Source organism: Actinomycetospora sp. NBC_00405, from assembly GCF_036044095.1.
GTDB lineage: Bacteria > Actinomycetota > Actinomycetes > Mycobacteriales > Pseudonocardiaceae > Actinomycetospora > Actinomycetospora callitridis.
In genome coordinates this window covers 3328069-3342086 of record NZ_CP107938.1, presented here as the reverse complement: position 1 = coordinate 3342086, position 14018 = coordinate 3328069, and the positions used below count along the sequence as shown (strand labels likewise).

18 protein-coding genes are annotated in these 14018 nt (G+C 75.3%); 10 read left to right on the top strand and 8 right to left on the bottom strand.

Annotated features, from left to right (window positions below; all coding sequences use genetic code 11):
* Position 1: 1 nt before the first annotated feature.
* The 5 genes from OG774_RS16425 (at position 2) to OG774_RS16405 (ending at position 3742) form a co-directional block, all read left to right on the top strand.
* Entirely contained in the window at positions 2–463 is a 462-nt protein-coding gene (locus tag OG774_RS16425) for a DUF309 domain-containing protein (RefSeq protein WP_328302315.1), read from the top strand.
* A 75-nt stretch (positions 464–538) separates the two neighbouring features.
* Positions 539–1123: a type 1 glutamine amidotransferase domain-containing protein gene (locus tag OG774_RS16420; protein ID WP_328302313.1), complete on the top strand. Its 585-nt coding sequence runs from the start codon at positions 539–541 to the stop codon at positions 1121–1123.
* Positions 1124–1130: 7 nt separating this feature from the next.
* Positions 1131–2534: a lyase family protein gene (locus OG774_RS16415; RefSeq protein ID WP_328302311.1), complete on the top strand. Its 1404-nt coding sequence runs from the start codon at positions 1131–1133 to the stop codon at positions 2532–2534.
* Entirely contained in the window at positions 2531–2929 is a 399-nt protein-coding gene (pcaC, locus tag OG774_RS16410; protein ID WP_328302309.1) for a 4-carboxymuconolactone decarboxylase, read from the top strand. Before OG774_RS16415 ends, pcaC begins: the two co-directional genes overlap by 4 nt.
* A gap of 180 nt (positions 2930–3109) precedes the next feature.
* A complete protein-coding gene (locus tag OG774_RS16405; protein ID WP_328302307.1) occupies positions 3110–3742 on the top strand; it encodes a hypothetical protein in 633 nt (210 codons plus the stop codon).
* Here OG774_RS16405 and OG774_RS16400 read toward each other — a convergent pair.
* Positions 3739–4617: an LLM class flavin-dependent oxidoreductase gene (locus OG774_RS16400; RefSeq protein WP_328302305.1), complete on the bottom strand. Its 879-nt coding sequence runs from the start codon at positions 4615–4617 to the stop codon at positions 3739–3741. The two genes, OG774_RS16405 and OG774_RS16400, sit on opposite strands and share 4 nt — an antisense overlap.
* A 113-nt stretch (positions 4618–4730) precedes the next feature.
* Between OG774_RS16400 and OG774_RS16395 the strand changes: the two genes are divergently transcribed.
* Positions 4731–5294, top strand: coding sequence for a TetR/AcrR family transcriptional regulator (locus OG774_RS16395; protein ID WP_328302303.1), 564 nt, complete (start codon positions 4731–4733; stop codon positions 5292–5294).
* 1 nt (position 5295) lies between these two features.
* Here OG774_RS16395 and OG774_RS16390 read toward each other — a convergent pair whose 3' ends face one another.
* Positions 5296–5799 carry an FBP domain-containing protein gene (locus tag OG774_RS16390; protein WP_328302301.1) on the bottom strand — a complete coding sequence of 168 codons (504 nt, stop codon included), beginning with the start codon at positions 5797–5799 and terminating at the stop codon, positions 5296–5298.
* A 374-nt stretch (positions 5800–6173) separates the two neighbouring features.
* On the opposite strand from OG774_RS16390, the gene OG774_RS16385 reads away from it, so the two are divergent.
* Positions 6174–7214: a YoaK family protein gene (locus OG774_RS16385; RefSeq protein WP_328310988.1), complete on the top strand. Its 1041-nt coding sequence runs from the start codon at positions 6174–6176 to the stop codon at positions 7212–7214.
* Between the two features lie 27 nt (positions 7215–7241).
* On the opposite strand, the gene OG774_RS16380 is transcribed toward OG774_RS16385, so the two are convergent.
* Together OG774_RS16380 and OG774_RS16375 are read right to left on the bottom strand one after the other, a co-directional pair.
* Positions 7242–8120, bottom strand: a complete 879-nt coding sequence (locus tag OG774_RS16380) for a YceI family protein (RefSeq protein WP_328302299.1) — start codon at positions 8118–8120, stop codon at positions 7242–7244.
* Positions 8117–9079, bottom strand: a complete 963-nt coding sequence (locus tag OG774_RS16375) for an MSCRAMM family protein (RefSeq protein ID WP_328302297.1) — start codon at positions 9077–9079, stop codon at positions 8117–8119. The genes OG774_RS16380 and OG774_RS16375 overlap by 4 nt, the downstream gene beginning before the upstream one ends.
* A gap of 178 nt (positions 9080–9257) precedes the next feature.
* Between OG774_RS16375 and OG774_RS16370 the strand changes: the two genes are divergently transcribed.
* Together OG774_RS16370 and OG774_RS16365 are read left to right on the top strand one after the other, a co-directional pair.
* Positions 9258–10502 (top strand): acyl-CoA dehydrogenase family protein, encoded by a 1245-nt coding sequence (locus OG774_RS16370; protein WP_328302295.1) that lies wholly within the window; start codon positions 9258–9260, stop codon positions 10500–10502.
* Positions 10503–10584: 82 nt separating this feature from the next.
* Entirely contained in the window at positions 10585–11493 is a 909-nt protein-coding gene (locus OG774_RS16365) for a DMT family transporter (RefSeq protein WP_328302293.1), read from the top strand.
* Here OG774_RS16365 and OG774_RS16360 read toward each other — a convergent pair.
* The 4 genes from OG774_RS16360 to OG774_RS16345 all read right to left on the bottom strand — a co-directional run bounded on the left by OG774_RS16360 (position 11465) and on the right by OG774_RS16345 (position 13551).
* Positions 11465–11785, bottom strand: coding sequence for a DUF202 domain-containing protein (locus tag OG774_RS16360; protein WP_328302291.1), 321 nt, complete (start codon positions 11783–11785; stop codon positions 11465–11467). The two genes, OG774_RS16365 and OG774_RS16360, sit on opposite strands and share 29 nt — an antisense overlap.
* Entirely contained in the window at positions 11782–12147 is a 366-nt protein-coding gene (locus OG774_RS16355; RefSeq protein WP_328302289.1) for a YidH family protein, read from the bottom strand. Before OG774_RS16355 ends, OG774_RS16360 begins: the two co-directional genes overlap by 4 nt.
* Positions 12148–12214: 67 nt before the next feature.
* Positions 12215–12397, bottom strand: coding sequence for a hypothetical protein (locus OG774_RS16350; RefSeq protein WP_328302287.1), 183 nt, complete (start codon positions 12395–12397; stop codon positions 12215–12217).
* 77 nt (positions 12398–12474) lie between these two features.
* Positions 12475–13551, bottom strand: coding sequence for a sulfite oxidase (locus OG774_RS16345; RefSeq protein ID WP_328302285.1), 1077 nt, complete (start codon positions 13549–13551; stop codon positions 12475–12477).
* Between the two features lie 229 nt (positions 13552–13780).
* Here OG774_RS16345 and OG774_RS16340 point away from each other — a divergent pair, with 229 nt between their 5' ends.
* Positions 13781–13951 carry a hypothetical protein gene (locus OG774_RS16340; RefSeq protein WP_274196001.1) on the top strand — a complete coding sequence of 57 codons (171 nt, stop codon included), beginning with the start codon at positions 13781–13783 and terminating at the stop codon, positions 13949–13951.
* The last annotated feature ends 67 nt before the right edge of the window (positions 13952–14018 follow it).

Sequence of the window (14018 nt, the reverse complement as noted above, 5' to 3'; positions counted from 1 at the left end):
CGTGGTGGCCGACCGGGACCGGGACGAGGCGGGACGCGCGAAGAACTCGCGGCCCCGCGACGCCAGCGGCCGCCCGCTGCCCCGCGGCGCGACGGGCGTGCCCCGGCCCGACGAGGAGGAGGACCTCCCGCCGGACGAGGTGTTCGCCCGCGCGCAGGACCTCCTCGACCGGGACCGGCCGTTCGACGCCCACGACGTGCTCGAGGGCGCGTGGAAGGCCGCACCGCCCGACGAGCGGATGCTCTGGAAGGGCCTGGCCCAGCTCGCCGTGGGCCTGACCCACGAGCAGCGCGGCAACCCGCGCGGGGCGTCGTCGCTGCTCCGACGCGGGGCGGAGACCGTCGCGGAGGCCCCGGCGGCGGCCGCCCGCCACGGCGTCGACCCCACCGCCCTCGCGGGGTGGGCCGCCGCCCGTGAGGTCTCCGGCCCCCTCGCCCCCGGGCTCGTGCTGCGGCAGCGCTGACCGTTTCGGGCCGCCCGCCGATCGGGGACCCGAAGGGTGAGCACGCAGAAGCCACCCTCGAGGAGGACACCCGGAATGGCCGGCGCACTGGACGGACTGCGGGTCGCGATCATCGCGACGAACGGCGTGGAGCAGGCGGAGCTCGAGCAGCCGCGCGCTGCGGTCGACGAGGCGGGCGCGCGCAGCACGCTGGTCTCGCTCTCCACCGACGCGATCCAGGCGATGAACTCGGACATCAACAAGGGCGACACGTTCACCCCGGACGCGGCGATCTCCGACGTCTCGGCCGACGACTTCGATGCGCTCGTCCTGCCCGGCGGGACGATCAACGCCGACCAGCTGCGGCAGAGCGGCGACGTCGTGTCGTTCGTGCAGGCGATCTTCGCGGCCGGTAAGCCGGTCGGCGCCATCTGCCACGCGCCGTGGACGCTGGTCGAGGCCGACCTCGTGCGCGGCCGGACGCTGACGTCGTACCCGAGCCTGCGCACCGACATCCGCAACGCCGGCGGCGAGGCCGTCGACGAGGAGGTCGTGGTCGACCGCGGCCTCGTGACCAGCCGCACCCCCAACGATCTCGACGCCTTCTGCGCGAAGATCGTCGAGGAGTTCGGCGAGGGCGCGCACAGCGTCCGCCACGCGGGGGCCACCGCCCAGGCATGATGCCCGTGTGACCGACCGCCCCGGGCTCTTCGACCCCGTGCTCGCGCGCGGGGCCGCCCGGGCGGCGGTCGCGGACGACGCCTGGGTCGCGGCCCTGCTCGAGGTCGAGGCCGCACTCGCGGCCGCCGCGGCCGACGTCGGCGCGCTCGACCCCGAGGACGCCGACGCCATCGCCGAGGCGTGCCGCCGCCCCGTCGACGCCACCGTCCTCGGCGAGCAGGCCGCCGCATCCGGGAACCCCGTCGTGCCGCTCGTCGCCCATCTGCGAAGGGCGTTGAGCGGTGGAGCGGCCTCCGGGGTCCACCGCGGCGCCACCAGCCAGGACGTCATGGACACCGCGGCGATGCTGGTCGCGCGCGCGGCGGTCGGCGTGATCACGGCCGACCTGCGCGCCGCCGCCGGCGCGGCCGCCGACCTCGCCGCGGCACACCGTGACCGCCCCGCCGCCGGGCGCACGCTGCTCCAGCAGGCGGCCCCCATCACCGTCGGGCTCCGGGCCGCGGGGTGGTGCTCGGGGCTGGACGCCGCCGCCGACGCGCTCGCCGCGTGGCGGCCTGCCGTCCAGCTCGGCGGCGCCGTCGGCACCCTCGCGGCGTTCGACGGCCACGGACGGGCCGTGCGCGCCACGCTGGCCCGACGGCTCGACCTCGTCGACCCCCCGCTTGCGTGGCACACCGAGCGCGGGCGGATCGCCGAGCTCGCGGGCCTGCTCGGGCGCGCAGGCGCGGCGGTCGGTTCCGTGGCCACCGACCTGGTGCTGCTGGCCCAGACCGAGGTCGGCGAGGTGCGCGAGGACGTCCCCGGTCGCGGCGGGTCCTCGACGCTGCCGCACAAGCGCAACCCCGTCGCCGCCGTGTCCGCGCGGGCCGCCGCCGTCGCCGCGCCGGGCCTCGTCGCCTCGGTGCTCACCGCCGCGTCGCTGCACGAGCACGAGCGCGCCGCCGGGCCCTGGCACGCCGAGTGGCGCCCGCTCACCGAGCTGCTGCGCACCGTCGGCTCCGGGGCGGCGTGGCTCGCCGACGCGACCACGCACCTCGCCGTCGACCCGGACCGCGTCGCCGCCTCCCTGGACGTCACCGGCGGGCTCCTGCTCGCCGAGCAGGCCACCACCGGGCTGCGCGAGCGGCTCGGGCACGTCGCCGCCAAGGACCTCGTCACCACCGCGGCGAGCACCGCCCAGGACGAGCACCGGCCCTTCGCCGACGTGCTGGCCGAGGCCCTCGCCGGTCTCCCGGACACCCAGAAGCCCGCCGATCCCGCCGCCGAGGCGCGCGCGCTGCTCGACCCGGCCCGCGCCGTGGGCGAGGCCGCCGCGCTCGTCGACGACCTGCTCCGATCACGGGAGACGCAGCATCCGGACGAGCACGCCGATAGGGGAGCTCGACCCAGGAACACCGAGGAGAACCCGTGAGCCCGCACCCCTCCACCGAGCACTGGGACCCCGCCGGCGAGGAGGTGCGCCGCGCGGTGCTCGGCGACGCCCACGTCGATCGGGCCGTCGCGAACACCGACGACGTCACCGCCGACTTCCAGGACTTCATCACCCGCTACGCCTGGGGCGGCATCTGGACGCGGCCCGGGCTCGCCCGCCGGGAGCGCAGCATCGTCACGCTCTCGGTGCTCGCGGCCCTGCACCACGACGGCGAGCTCGCGATGCACGTGCGGGCGGCGCGTCGCAACGGCCTGACGCGCGAGGAGATCCAGGAGGTCCTCCTGCAGGTCGGCGTCTACGCCGGCGTCCCCGCGGCCAACCGGGCGTTCGGGGTCGCGCAGCAGGTGCTGGCTGAGGAGGAGCCGGACGGCTGAGGTGCGCCGCGCCCGGACCCGGTGACCGCTACTACCGTGGACGGCGCAGTACCGTCACGGGCGCCTGCGGCGAGGGCGGGCGACGGCGACGACGAGCGGGGGCCGATGGAGCGCGCGGGAGCGGGTCCGGCGACGTGTCCGGCGACGGGGCCGGCGCGGCGGGGGCCCCGACGCGGCCGTGTGGCGCTCGCGGGCGCGGTCTCCGGGCTCGCCCTGCTGCTGAGCGCCTGCTCGTCCAGCCTCCCCAGCGGCACCCCGCCGATCCCCACGTTCCCGGGCCCCGGCGCGGCGCCCGCGACGAGTGCACCGCCGCCCCGCAACAGCATCCTGCCGACCGACTGCGACCAGGTGCTGCCGTCCGAGCAGGTGCCGAACTATCTCGGCCTGCCGCTCGGCACCGTGCGCGTCACCGACCTGCGCGACGTCCCCGCGCCCTCGGTCGGGCGCCTCGAGCGGGTGACGTGCAACTACACCTCGCTCGGCGGCCCGGGCGCACCGCCGTCGGACACCCTCATCCTCAAGGTGCTGACCAGCGGGTACACCACCCCGCAGGCCGCGACCGCGCAGTCGCAGGTCAACCGTGACGCGCAGGCCAGCTCCGGCGTGCCGGCCCAGCCGGTGCCCTTCGGCGCCGCCGAGGCGGTGTTCTACCCCGACCCCGAGGGCCCGGTGCTGGTCGTCGTCTACGGCCGGGTGACGGCCAGCTTCACGCTGACGCCCGACCGCCCGGTCCCCGAGGAGCAGGCCCAGCCGGTGCTCGTCGACCTCGCGCTGCGCGCCCTGCCCGTCCTCGTGCCGCAGGCCGGGTCCTAGGCAGTATCACTCTCTCTCCCGGCAACGATCTCGTCCGCCACCCAGCGGGCGACGCCCGCCGGGTAGGGCGCGGACAGCCCGAGCACCACGTGCGAGAAGCCGGCCTCGACCGCCTCGCCGACCGCTGTGCGCGTGCTGCCGGGGTCGTCGTAGGACACGGGCAGGTGGATCGAGCGGGTGATCGACGCCGGGTTCCGGCCGATCTCGGCGCAGTAGCGGTCGAGCAGCGCGCTGCGGGCCGTGACGTCCTCGAGGTCGCCGCCGGGGATGTTCCAGATGTCGGCGTGCTCGGCGACCACGCGCAGCGTCGGACCCGAGCGCCCGCCGATGAGGATCGGCGGGTGCGGGCGCTGGACGGGCTTCGGGTTGCCGAACGCCCCGATCAGCTGCACGTGGTCGCCCGCGACGTCGAACGGCTCGCTCTCGGTCCACAGCCGCCGGATCACCGTGCAGGCCTCCGCCAGGGCACCGACCGAGTCGCCGAAGTCGGCGTACGGCAGGCCGTGGGCGTCGTACTCACGACGCGCCAGCGGATGGCTCGGGCGCGAGCCCGCCCCGATGCCGAAGTCGAGCCGCCCGCCGGAGACGACGTCGACGGTCGTCGCGATCTTGGCGAGCATCGCCGGCGGCCGGATGCGGTTGCTGGTGACGAGCAGCCCGAGCCGCAGCCGTCGCGTCTGCGCGGCGAGCGCCGCGAGCAGCGTCCACCCCTCGAAGATCGGACCGTCCGAGTCACCGCCGATCGGCATGAGGTGGTCGAACAGCCACGCGTGCTCGATCTCCGGGACGGCGTCGGCCTCCTGCCAGACCCGGACGAGGTCGGCGTACTCGACGTTCATCGGGGCGGTCAGGATCCCGAAGCTGGTGGGGGACATGTCGACGCCTCCGGCGTTTCCTCATGGGGGCTCCACCTGGCACGATGGTCAAGCGGAACTTTGTTCCGCCGACGATACGGAACTTTGTTCCGCTTTTCCAGGAGGGTGTCGCGATGGCGTCCGAGCAGGTCCCCCGCCGGCGGGCCGACGCCCGGCGGAACGAGGAGGCCCTGCTCGACGCCGCCGCCGCGGCCTTCGTCGCCTCCGGTGTCGAGGCCCCTGTGCGCGACATCGCCGCCCGGGCGGGGGTCGGGGTGGGCACGGTCTACCGCCACTTCCCGACGCGGGCGGACCTCGTGGTCGCCGTCTACCGCCACCAGGTCGAGGCCCTCGCGGAGGCCGGGGCGGCCGCGCTCGCGGGGCCGTCCGCGCCGTACGACGCCCTGGTCCGCTGGATCGACGGGTTCGTCGACTTCCTCGTCACCAAGCACGGCCTGGCCGGCGCGCTGCGCGACGGCGACGGGTTCGAGGGTCTGCACGACCACTTCCTGGACCGGCTCGTGCCCGCCTGCGCCGCGCTGCTCGCGGCGGCCGCCGAGGCCGGCGAGGTCCGCGCCGACATCGGGGCCCTCGAGCTGATGCGCGGCGTCGGGAACCTCTGCATCGGGGCCGACGACCCCCGCTACGACGCGCGGCGGCTCGTCGCCCTCCTCGTCGCCGGTCTGCGCACGTCCTGAGTCACACCGCGTCGACCGTGCCGCGGATCGAGGCGAGGAAGGTGTCGAGGCGGACGCGCAGCCCGGCGACGCGCTCGTCCACGGGGTGGCTGAGCTCGGGCGCGACGCTCGGGGTCGCCTTCTCGAGGCGCGTCGTCGCGGAGCAGGCGAGGTCGTCGCAGATGTAGGTGCCGACGGTGTTGCCGTCGCGCCCGGAGGCGCCCGCGCGCGGCGCGGTGAAGAGCGTGACGTCGCCGCCCGAGCGGGTGGTGCGGCACAGCGCGCACATCGCCGTGCGCCGGGGCCCGCCGCCCGCGGCCGGCCGCAGGAGTACGCCGGTGACGGCGCCCTCGTGGAGGCTCACGAGGTACGCCCGCTGCGGCATGCGCGGGTCGCGCCAGCCGACGAACTCGACCTCCTCGAGGTCGGTGCCGACGACGTCGTCGGCGAGCGTCATCCGCTTCGCGTCGCCCTTCGAGCAGTTGATCATCGAGCGGCGCACGGCGTCGGCGGTCAGGACGGTCACGGGCGGGCTCCCGGGGTGGACGTGCGGCGTACCCGGCGCACGGTACGAGGGCGTCACGCCGCGGGGCTCGACGAGGCATGCCTATAGTCGACCGAACCTCACGGTCTGACGGCGGAGGCCACGTGACGACGAGGGCGGACGCGGCGCCGTCCGCCACCCGGGTCACGGTCAACGGGTCGCCGGTGCACGTCGACGTCGTGCTGCGCGAGCGTGCGGCCGTGCGCTGAGTCGCGCTGGGCCGGTCGTCGGAGCAGCCTCACACGAACGCCCCACATCCGTCATCAGTTCGTCAAGGACCGCTGACAGCGTCGGTGTGTGTGACCGGCTTCGACGAACCAGAGCGGCGACCCCGGACGCTGAGCGCCGTGACCGTGATGCTCACGGCCGCGGCGGGCGCGATCGACGTCGTGACCTACTTCGCCTTCAACCAGGTCTTCGCCTCGACGATGACCGGCAACCTCGTGATGCTCGGCCTGGGCCTCGGGCAGGGCGACGTCGCCCAGATCCTCGACAACATCTGCGCGATCGGCGGTTACTGCTCCGGCCTGGTCGCCGGCACCGTCTTCTGCGGGCTGGCGATGCGCCGCTGGCCGTGGCGCAACGCCGTCGGCGCGACGCTGACGTTCGAGCTGGCGCTGCTCCTGCTGCTCGGCGGGTTCTGGTACGGGGTCGACGAGGACGGTCCGCTGGTCCAGTGGAAGGTCGTCGTGCTGGTCGTCGGCTCCGGGCTGGCGATGGGCGTCCAGGCGGCGGCCGTGCGCTACGTCGGCCCGGCCGGGACCCCGACGAGCTTCATGTCCGGGACGATCACCAACTGGGTCTCGAGCCTCGTCGAGCTGCACAAGCCCTTCACGTGGAACTGGAACTCCCCGCTGCGCCTGCTCGCCGTGATCGCCGCCGCGGGCGGCAACGCCGTGGTCCAGCGCTTCGCCCCGGACTGGTCGTTCGTCGCTCCGGTGGCGCTCGTCCTGGTCGCGATCGTGCTCATGGCCGTCGTCACCCGGGCCAACAGCGGCGGGCTCACCGCCGGCGAGCCGCAGTTCGCCCCGGACCCGCGCGAGGAGGTCCCGGACGCCGACGCCCACGAGGAGGCCGACGAGGACGCGGGCGTGGCGGCCGGCCCCGTCCACGGCCGCGTCCTCGGGCTCGACGGCGACGCCCGCCCGGCGGTGCTGACGCTGGTCTCCGACGGCGGCGAGCAGGTCGGGCGCGTGCACACCGAGGTCGACGGCACCTACCAGCTCGATCCGCCGGGGGCCGGGGACTTCATGCTGGTCTGCACCCCGCACCGCATGGGCGGGCGGGCCGCCCGGCCGCGCGCCGTGCTGATCTCGGTCGACGGCCGCCCGGTCGTCCACGACCTCGTGCTCGGCGTGGCCCCGGGCGAGAGCGACCACGAGCCGGTGCCGACCTGACGGTGCCCGGCGCTCCCTCACCGGGTCTCAGGACGTGCGCACCGCTTCGATGTCGATCTCGATGCGCAGGGTGCGGCCGACGGCGAAGATGCCGGCGATCACCGACTGGTTCCAGCGGATGTCGAAGTCGTCGCGCGAGAGCTGGGTGGTCGCGCTGAAGCCCGCGCGCTCGCCGCCCCAGAGGTCCGGCCCGGATCCGTGGTAGACGACGTCGAGGGCGACGGTGTTGCGCACGCCCTTGAGCACCAGGTCGCCGGTCATCGTCCAGTGGTCGGGGCTCTGGGCGGTGATCGCGGTCGAGGAGAACTCGATGCGCGGGAACGCGAGGACGTCGAGGAAGTCGCCGGCGCGCAGGTGCTGGTCGCGGGTGTCGTCATCGGTGTCGACGCTCGCCGGGTCGATGGCGGCGTGCACCCGCGTCCCCGCGAGGTCGGCGCCCATCTCGATCGCCCCGGAGAAGCTCCGCAGGCGCCCGTGGACCTTGGTGATGCCCAGATGGAACGCCGACGCGGCGATGCGCGAGTGGACGGGGTCGATCTCCCAGCGCCCCGGGGCGGGCAGGCTCAGCGCGCCCGAGCGCGTCAGGACCACGCGGCCCAGGTCGCCCGGCCCGGACAGCGGGCGTGCCGCCGGGGAGTGCCCGACCGCCGAGGTGATCACGGTGGCGGGCCGCTCGGGCAGGCCCTCGACCTCGAACGTGCCGTCCCCGCGCACCGAGGTACCGCCGACCTGGGTGCCGGCCGCGTCGATCACCGTGACGACGGCGAACGGCACGGGCCAGCCGTCGCTCGTCACGGCGAGACCGCGGATCCGCCCGTCGCCCCGGGGTGCGCCGGGGGCCGTCGGGGCCGTGTCGATGGTCCAGCTCCGCTCCGCTCCGTGTCCGAGGCGCTCCCCGGCGCTCACCGCAGCTCGCCGCCCGACCGGCTGTTCGTGCGCGGCGTCTCGGCGCCGTCGTCGGTGTCGAGGTGGTGGACGTGGCGCCCGCCACCGTCGCCGTTGCCCGCGGCCGCCCCGTCGTCACCGAGCGGCGCGTCCGGGCGCGACGGCGTCCCCTCGACGGCCGGGGGCACGAGGCTGAGCACTACGTCGGACGGGTGGCCCGGTCCGATCTCGATCTCCGAGGCCACGGGGGCGTAGCCGCTCGCGGTGATGGTGTAGACGCCGTGGGCGACGTCGTCGAAGCGGAACGAGCCGTCCTCGCCGGTGACGCGCGAGCCGACGACGTGGCCGTCCTCGCTGACCAGCGTGGCCAGGGCCTCGGCGACGGGGCGCCCCGCGCCCGCCGAACGGACGGTGCCGGAGAGCTGGGTGCGGGTGGCCAGCGCGACGTCGTGGGTCACGTGGCCCTCGCCGGGGACGCGGACGGTCTCGGCGACCGGCGCGAGGCGCGGCGCCGCGGCGGTCAGCGTGTAGGTGCCCTCGGTGAGGTCGGAGAAGCGGTAGCCGCCGTCGGTGCCCGAGCGGGTCACGGCGACGACGGTGCCGCGCACGTCGGTGAGCGTGAGCACGACGTCGTCCCAGCCGCGCACGCCGGTGCCGTTGCCGTTGGTCCCCGCCCCGTGCCGCACGCCGACGGTGCCGCCGAGCGAGGCCCCGCCGCCGGTCAGTCCGACGTCGTGGCGCAGCGGACGGTCGGCGACGGCGACCAGTGACGCGTGCGGCTGGTGGGTCGACGACGCGCAGATGACCAGGTAGGTCCCGCCGGTCGGCGGCACGAGCTGGAAGTGCCCGCCCTCGTCCGCGGCGGCGCGGTCGAGCTGGTCACCGGAGAGGTCGCACAGCGTCAGCGCGGCACCGGGCACCGGGCCACCGTCGCTCCGCGTCACCCGACCGAAGATCATGATCGGTTCCTGTCCGTCCACCGACGTCCACCTCTCTCGACACGGTTCGGCCGCGTCCCATCGTCCACCGGCCGCACCGCGCCCGCCGGGAGCGAGCACGACCGTGGGGTCCATTTGCTTGGATAGTACAAGCATCATCTCGGCGCGGCCCGGCGGTGATCAGTGGCGTGCCCCGCCGGGGCGGGCCACGCTGGAGGGCATGCCCGAGCTCCCGTCCGACTTCCCCGCCCTGCCGCGGCCCGCGCTCGACCTCGCCCCGGACCGGGACGCGGTGGCCGACTTCTTCGACTACGCGGACCTGCTCACCGACGACGAGACCGCGACGCTGCGGCGCTTGCGCTCCTACCTCGGCGAGGACGTCGCCCCGCTGGTCGAGAACGCCTGGGAGCGCGCCGAGTTCCCGGTGCAGCTGGTCAAGGGCTTCGCGGAGCTCGACCTCGCGGGCCTGCCCTACGGGCTCGGCGAGGGTCGGACCGAGCCCGCCCGCCGCCTGTTCCTCGGCTTCCTGCACGCCGAGATCGCGCGGGTCGACCCGTCGGTGAACAGCTTCTTCGGCATCCACACGGGCCTCGCGATGGGCTCGGTGTACGCCGGCGGCACGGAGGAGCAGCGGCAGCGCTGGCTGCCCTCGATGGCGCGGATGGAGACGATCGGCGCGTTCGGGCTCACCGAGCCGGACGGGGGCTCCGACGTGGCGGGCGGCATGCGGACCACCGCCCGCCGCGACGGCGACGAGTGGGTGCTCGACGGCGACAAGCGATGGATCGGCAACGCGACGTTCGCCGACATCGTCGTCGTCTGGGCGCGCGACCTCGAGACGAACGAGGTGCGCGGGTTCGTCGTCCCCCGCGACACCGAGGGCATGACGATCGCCAAGATCGAGGGCAAGACGGCGCTGCGCATCGTCCAGAACGCCGACATCGCCCTGCGCGGGGTCCGGGTGCCCGACGACCACCGGCTCTCCGGCGGCACGGGCACGTTCGACGATGCCGGCGGGGTCCTGCGGCTCACCCGCGGCAACGCCTCCTGGGGCGCGGTCGGTACGCAGATGGGGGCCTACGAGCTCGCCCTGTCCTACGCGTTGCAGCGCCAGCAGTTCGGCCGCCCGATCGCCGGGTTCCAGCTCATGCAGGAGCTGCTCGTCCAGATGCTGGGCAACGTCACCGCCTCGCTCGGGATGGCGGTGCGCAACGCCCAGCTCCTCGACGCCGGCCGGGGCTCCGACGCGCATTCCGCGCTGGCCAAGGAGTTCTGCGCGAGCCGGATGCGCGAGACCGTCGCGTGGGCTCGCCAGCTCGTCGGCGGCAACGGGGTGATCCTGGGCAACGGCGTCGGGCGCTACTTCGCCGACGCCGAGGCGCTGTACTCGTTCGAGGGCACCCGCGAGATGAACACGTTGATCGTCGGCAAGGCGGTCACCGGCCACAGCGCGTTCGTGCGCTGACCGTCCGGACCGGGTACCTCGCCGCCGTGCCACTCCTCCCCGTGTCACCCCCGTCCGTGTCACCTCCCCGTGGGCGCCGCCGGTGACCGCCCACTCGTCCATCGCGGTCGCCCTCGCCTGCTGCTCCGCGCTGGCCTACGCGCTCTCCGCGGCCCTGCAGCGGCGCGAGACCGCCCGCACCGTCGACGGCTCCACCCGCACCGGCACCGGCGTGCCGTTCTTCGGGGCGCTGCTGCGCCGTCCCTGGTGGTGGGGCGGGGTGACCGCGATGGTGCTCGGGGCGCTCATCCACGTCGTCGCCCTCGGCTTCGGCTCGATCACCCTCGTCCAGCCGATCGGCGTGACGTCGCTGATCCTGGCGCTGCCCCTCGACGCGTGGCTCGAGCGTCGCCGCATCCACCGCGGCGAGTGGATCGGCGCCGTGGTGCTCGTCATCGGGCTGGCGGGGCTCTTCGGGCTCGCCGAGCACCAGCCGTCGGACACCCGCCCGGACGCCGGGATCGTGCTCACGACCCTGCTCGTCGTCCCCCTCGTCGCGCTGCTGGTGGCGGGGGCGAGCGGGCGCGCGCCTGCCGTGCCGCGGGCCGTCATGCGCGCCGCGGTCTCCGGCCTGTGCGCCGGGGCGACGTCGGGCCTCGTCCGCCTGACGTTCCGGCTGGTGCAGGACGGCCGGTCGCCGTGGCTCATCGGGGCCGTGCTCGCCGCGGTCGTGGTGCTGCCCGTGGCGTCGGTCCTGCTGCTGCAGACCGCCTACCGCGACGGGGGGCTCGACGCCGGGCTGTCCACGCAGATCACCGCCGACCAGGTCACGGCGATGGCGATCGGCATCGTCGTGCTCGGCGAGCGCTTCGCGCTCGGCCTGTCGGGCGGGTTCCTCGCCGTGCTGAGCGCGGTGGTGGCCGTCGCGGGGCTCGTCACGCTCATCCGCTCCGGGCCCACCCCGGAGCAGCGCGCGCCCGCGGCTACGGCAGCACCAGCACCACACCGGTGACCAGCGCCAACAGGGCCACCGCGCCCCCGAGCAGCGGGACGGCCCGGTCGGCGGCCAGCGGCGAGGGCAGCGGGGTGCGGCTCAGCAGCCGCGTTCGGTGCCGCCCGTAGACGGCGATCACCACCGCGAGCAGGGCCGCGGCCCCGGCCAGCACGAGCGCCTGTCCCGGCTCGTCGTGGGTGAGCTCCCGGGCCGCGAGCAGCACCGCGTTGGCGCCCACGCCGAGCGACGTCCGGCTCCACGACAGCCCGGTGCGCTCGGCCTGCAGCCCCCCGTCCGACGGGGAGGTCACGCCGCGCCCCGCAGGGCGATCAGCACGAGGCCGAACAGGGCGAGGACGACGAGCCCGCCGGCGAGCACCCACGGCATGCGTTGCGTCGGCAGCGGCCGGCCCCGCCGGATCGCGAACTCCACCCCGCGCCAGCGCAGCACCCCGCCCGCGGCGGTGATGACGGCCAGCGCCGCGAGCAGGCCGCCGACGACGAGCCGCGTCCCGGGGACGGCGAACTCGGGCAGGAGCTGGACGACGGCCACGCCCGCGGCCAGCAGCGAGAGCGACGTCCGCAGCCACGCGAGGAAGGTGCGCTCGTTGGCGAGGGTGAACCGGTAGTCGGGCTCGTGCTCCTCGGTGTCCACGTCGGGGGCCTGACCCACGGACCCTCCCTCCGGTGCACGAGCGACGACGTGCGCATCGTGCCGGGTCGGGCGCCCGGGCGCGGGATCAGGCGGGTGCGAGGAGCACGACCAGTGCCCCGAGGGAGCCGTTGGTGGTGGAGCCGCTCGAGGGCGCCGTGCTCTGGGCGAGCCAGAACAGCACCCCGGCCAGGACGAGCAGGACGGCCAACAGGACGGCGACGAGGACACCGATGGATGGGCGGCGGGACGAGCGAGCGCCGTTGCTCATGGATGACGACCTCCGGATTCGCACCACGACGGTGCCTACGCGGATATCCGGTGCGCGCCCGCCCACCCGTGTTCGGGTCAGACAGCGTGCAGCGTCACGCGGGCCCAGGAGTTGTTGACGTAGCCCTTCGGGTTCCAGACCTCGGCCGGGTCGGCGGGCTGGACCCCGGCCGCCGAGTCCCAGGCGCGGGCGACGACGCGGGTGGTCCCGGGCGGCAGGTCGAGCTCGGCGTGCCACAGCCGCCAGCTCCACCGCGAGGCCTGCGGGTCGAGGTCCGCCTCGCGCCAGGTCCGGCCGTCGTCGGTGGAGACGTCGACGCGCACCACGGTGCGGTCGCCGCCGGCGAGGGCGTAGCCCGTGACCCGCGTGGGGCCGGGCGGGACCTCGGCACGGTCGGCGGGGGCGAGGACGTCGGCGTTCACCGCGATCGGGCCGAGCGGGACGCCGCGGCCGCGCGCGGGGGAGGCGTCGGCGGGCAGCAGCCGGTACGCGACGGCCTGGTAGTGCCCGTCGCAGGGCCGGTCGGCGACGGTGACGCGCTCGAGCCACTTCACGCTGCGCGCCCCGATCCAGCCGGGGACGACGACACGCACCGGGGCCCCGTGCGCGACGGGCAGCGGCTCGCCGTTCATCGACCACGCGAGGAGCACCTCGTGCGCCAGGGCCTTCTCCAGCGGCACCGAGACCGCGTAGGGCTCGGGGGCACCCGGCTCCTCGGTGACGTCGGCGCCCGTGAGCTCGACGTCCGTGGCGCCCGGCTCGACCCCGACCTCGCGCAGGACGTCGGCGAGGCGCACACCGGACCAGCGCGCCGTGCCGGTGGCCCCCGGGCCCCACGGCGTCTCGCCCGGCAGGTCGGCCACCTCGGCGAGCCCCGCGCGCCGGTTGCCGGCGCACTGGAGCGTCACGACCTCCGAGTGCTCGCGGAACCGCTCACGGAGCGCACCGAGCGAGAACGTCGCCGGCCGTTCGACCATCCCGTCGACCCGCAGCGTCCACGTCCCGGGATCGGGTGACGGCATCTCGGGGGCGTGGTTGCGGTGGTAGAAGGCCTCGAGGGGTGTGACGTCGCGATCGGCGAGGGCCGTGCGCGGTGGCTCGGCGTTGTACGGCTGCGCCGAGTGGACGGTGAGTTCGACCGGTGGGTGGGGCACGGTTCTCCGACGTCGGCGACACGGGGTGAGGGCTGTTCGGGCCCGGTTGATCCGTTGGGGTGGACCTCGTCGGCGGGCTCGTGACCGGTGCTCGTACGGTGTCCGGTCATGATCGACGACAAGGTCCTCCGCGAGGACGTGTCCCCAGCTCAGCGGGGGTGTGAAACCCCGAGTGGGTGTGGTCGGAGTGGCCGTCGGGCGTCGTCGGCGGAGTCGTAGGGTGCCGCGCATGACGCAGACGCCGATCTACGAGGAAGTCCGCCGGGCCCTCGGCCGGTCCGATCGTGGAGCCGAGCGGCGCGCGTTCCGTGAGGACCTCTCCGGAGGCGGCGAGGCCCGGCCGTCCCGGCCGGTCATGCTCCGCGGCACCGGCGGTCGTCACCGGCGCTCCGGCGACTGACGGACGCTGCCGGTGCGGGGGTGCCGAGGGCCCGGCCCACGGACGGCCCGGGCCGTGGGGCACCCTG

What these genes read in the sequence shown, in the direction of transcription:
- OG774_RS16370 (WP_328302295.1), top strand. Translation starts at nt 9,258, where the DNA reads ATGCCCGAGCTCCCGTCCGACTTCCCCGCCCTGCCGCGGCCCGCGCTC.
- OG774_RS16340 (WP_274196001.1), top strand. Translation starts at nt 13,781, where the DNA reads ATGACGCAGACGCCGATCTACGAGGAAGTCCGCCGGGCCCTCGGCCGG.
- OG774_RS16350 (WP_328302287.1), bottom strand. Translation starts at nt 12,397, where the DNA reads ATGAGCAACGGCGCTCGCTCGTCCCGCCGCCCATCCATCGGTGTCCTC.
- OG774_RS16420 (WP_328302313.1), top strand. Translation starts at nt 539, where the DNA reads ATGGCCGGCGCACTGGACGGACTGCGGGTCGCGATCATCGCGACGAAC.
- OG774_RS16400 (WP_328302305.1), bottom strand. Translation starts at nt 4,617, where the DNA reads ATGTCCCCCACCAGCTTCGGGATCCTGACCGCCCCGATGAACGTCGAG.
- OG774_RS16395 (WP_328302303.1), top strand. Translation starts at nt 4,731, where the DNA reads ATGGCGTCCGAGCAGGTCCCCCGCCGGCGGGCCGACGCCCGGCGGAAC.
- OG774_RS16385 (WP_328310988.1), top strand. Translation starts at nt 6,174, where the DNA reads ATGCTCACGGCCGCGGCGGGCGCGATCGACGTCGTGACCTACTTCGCC.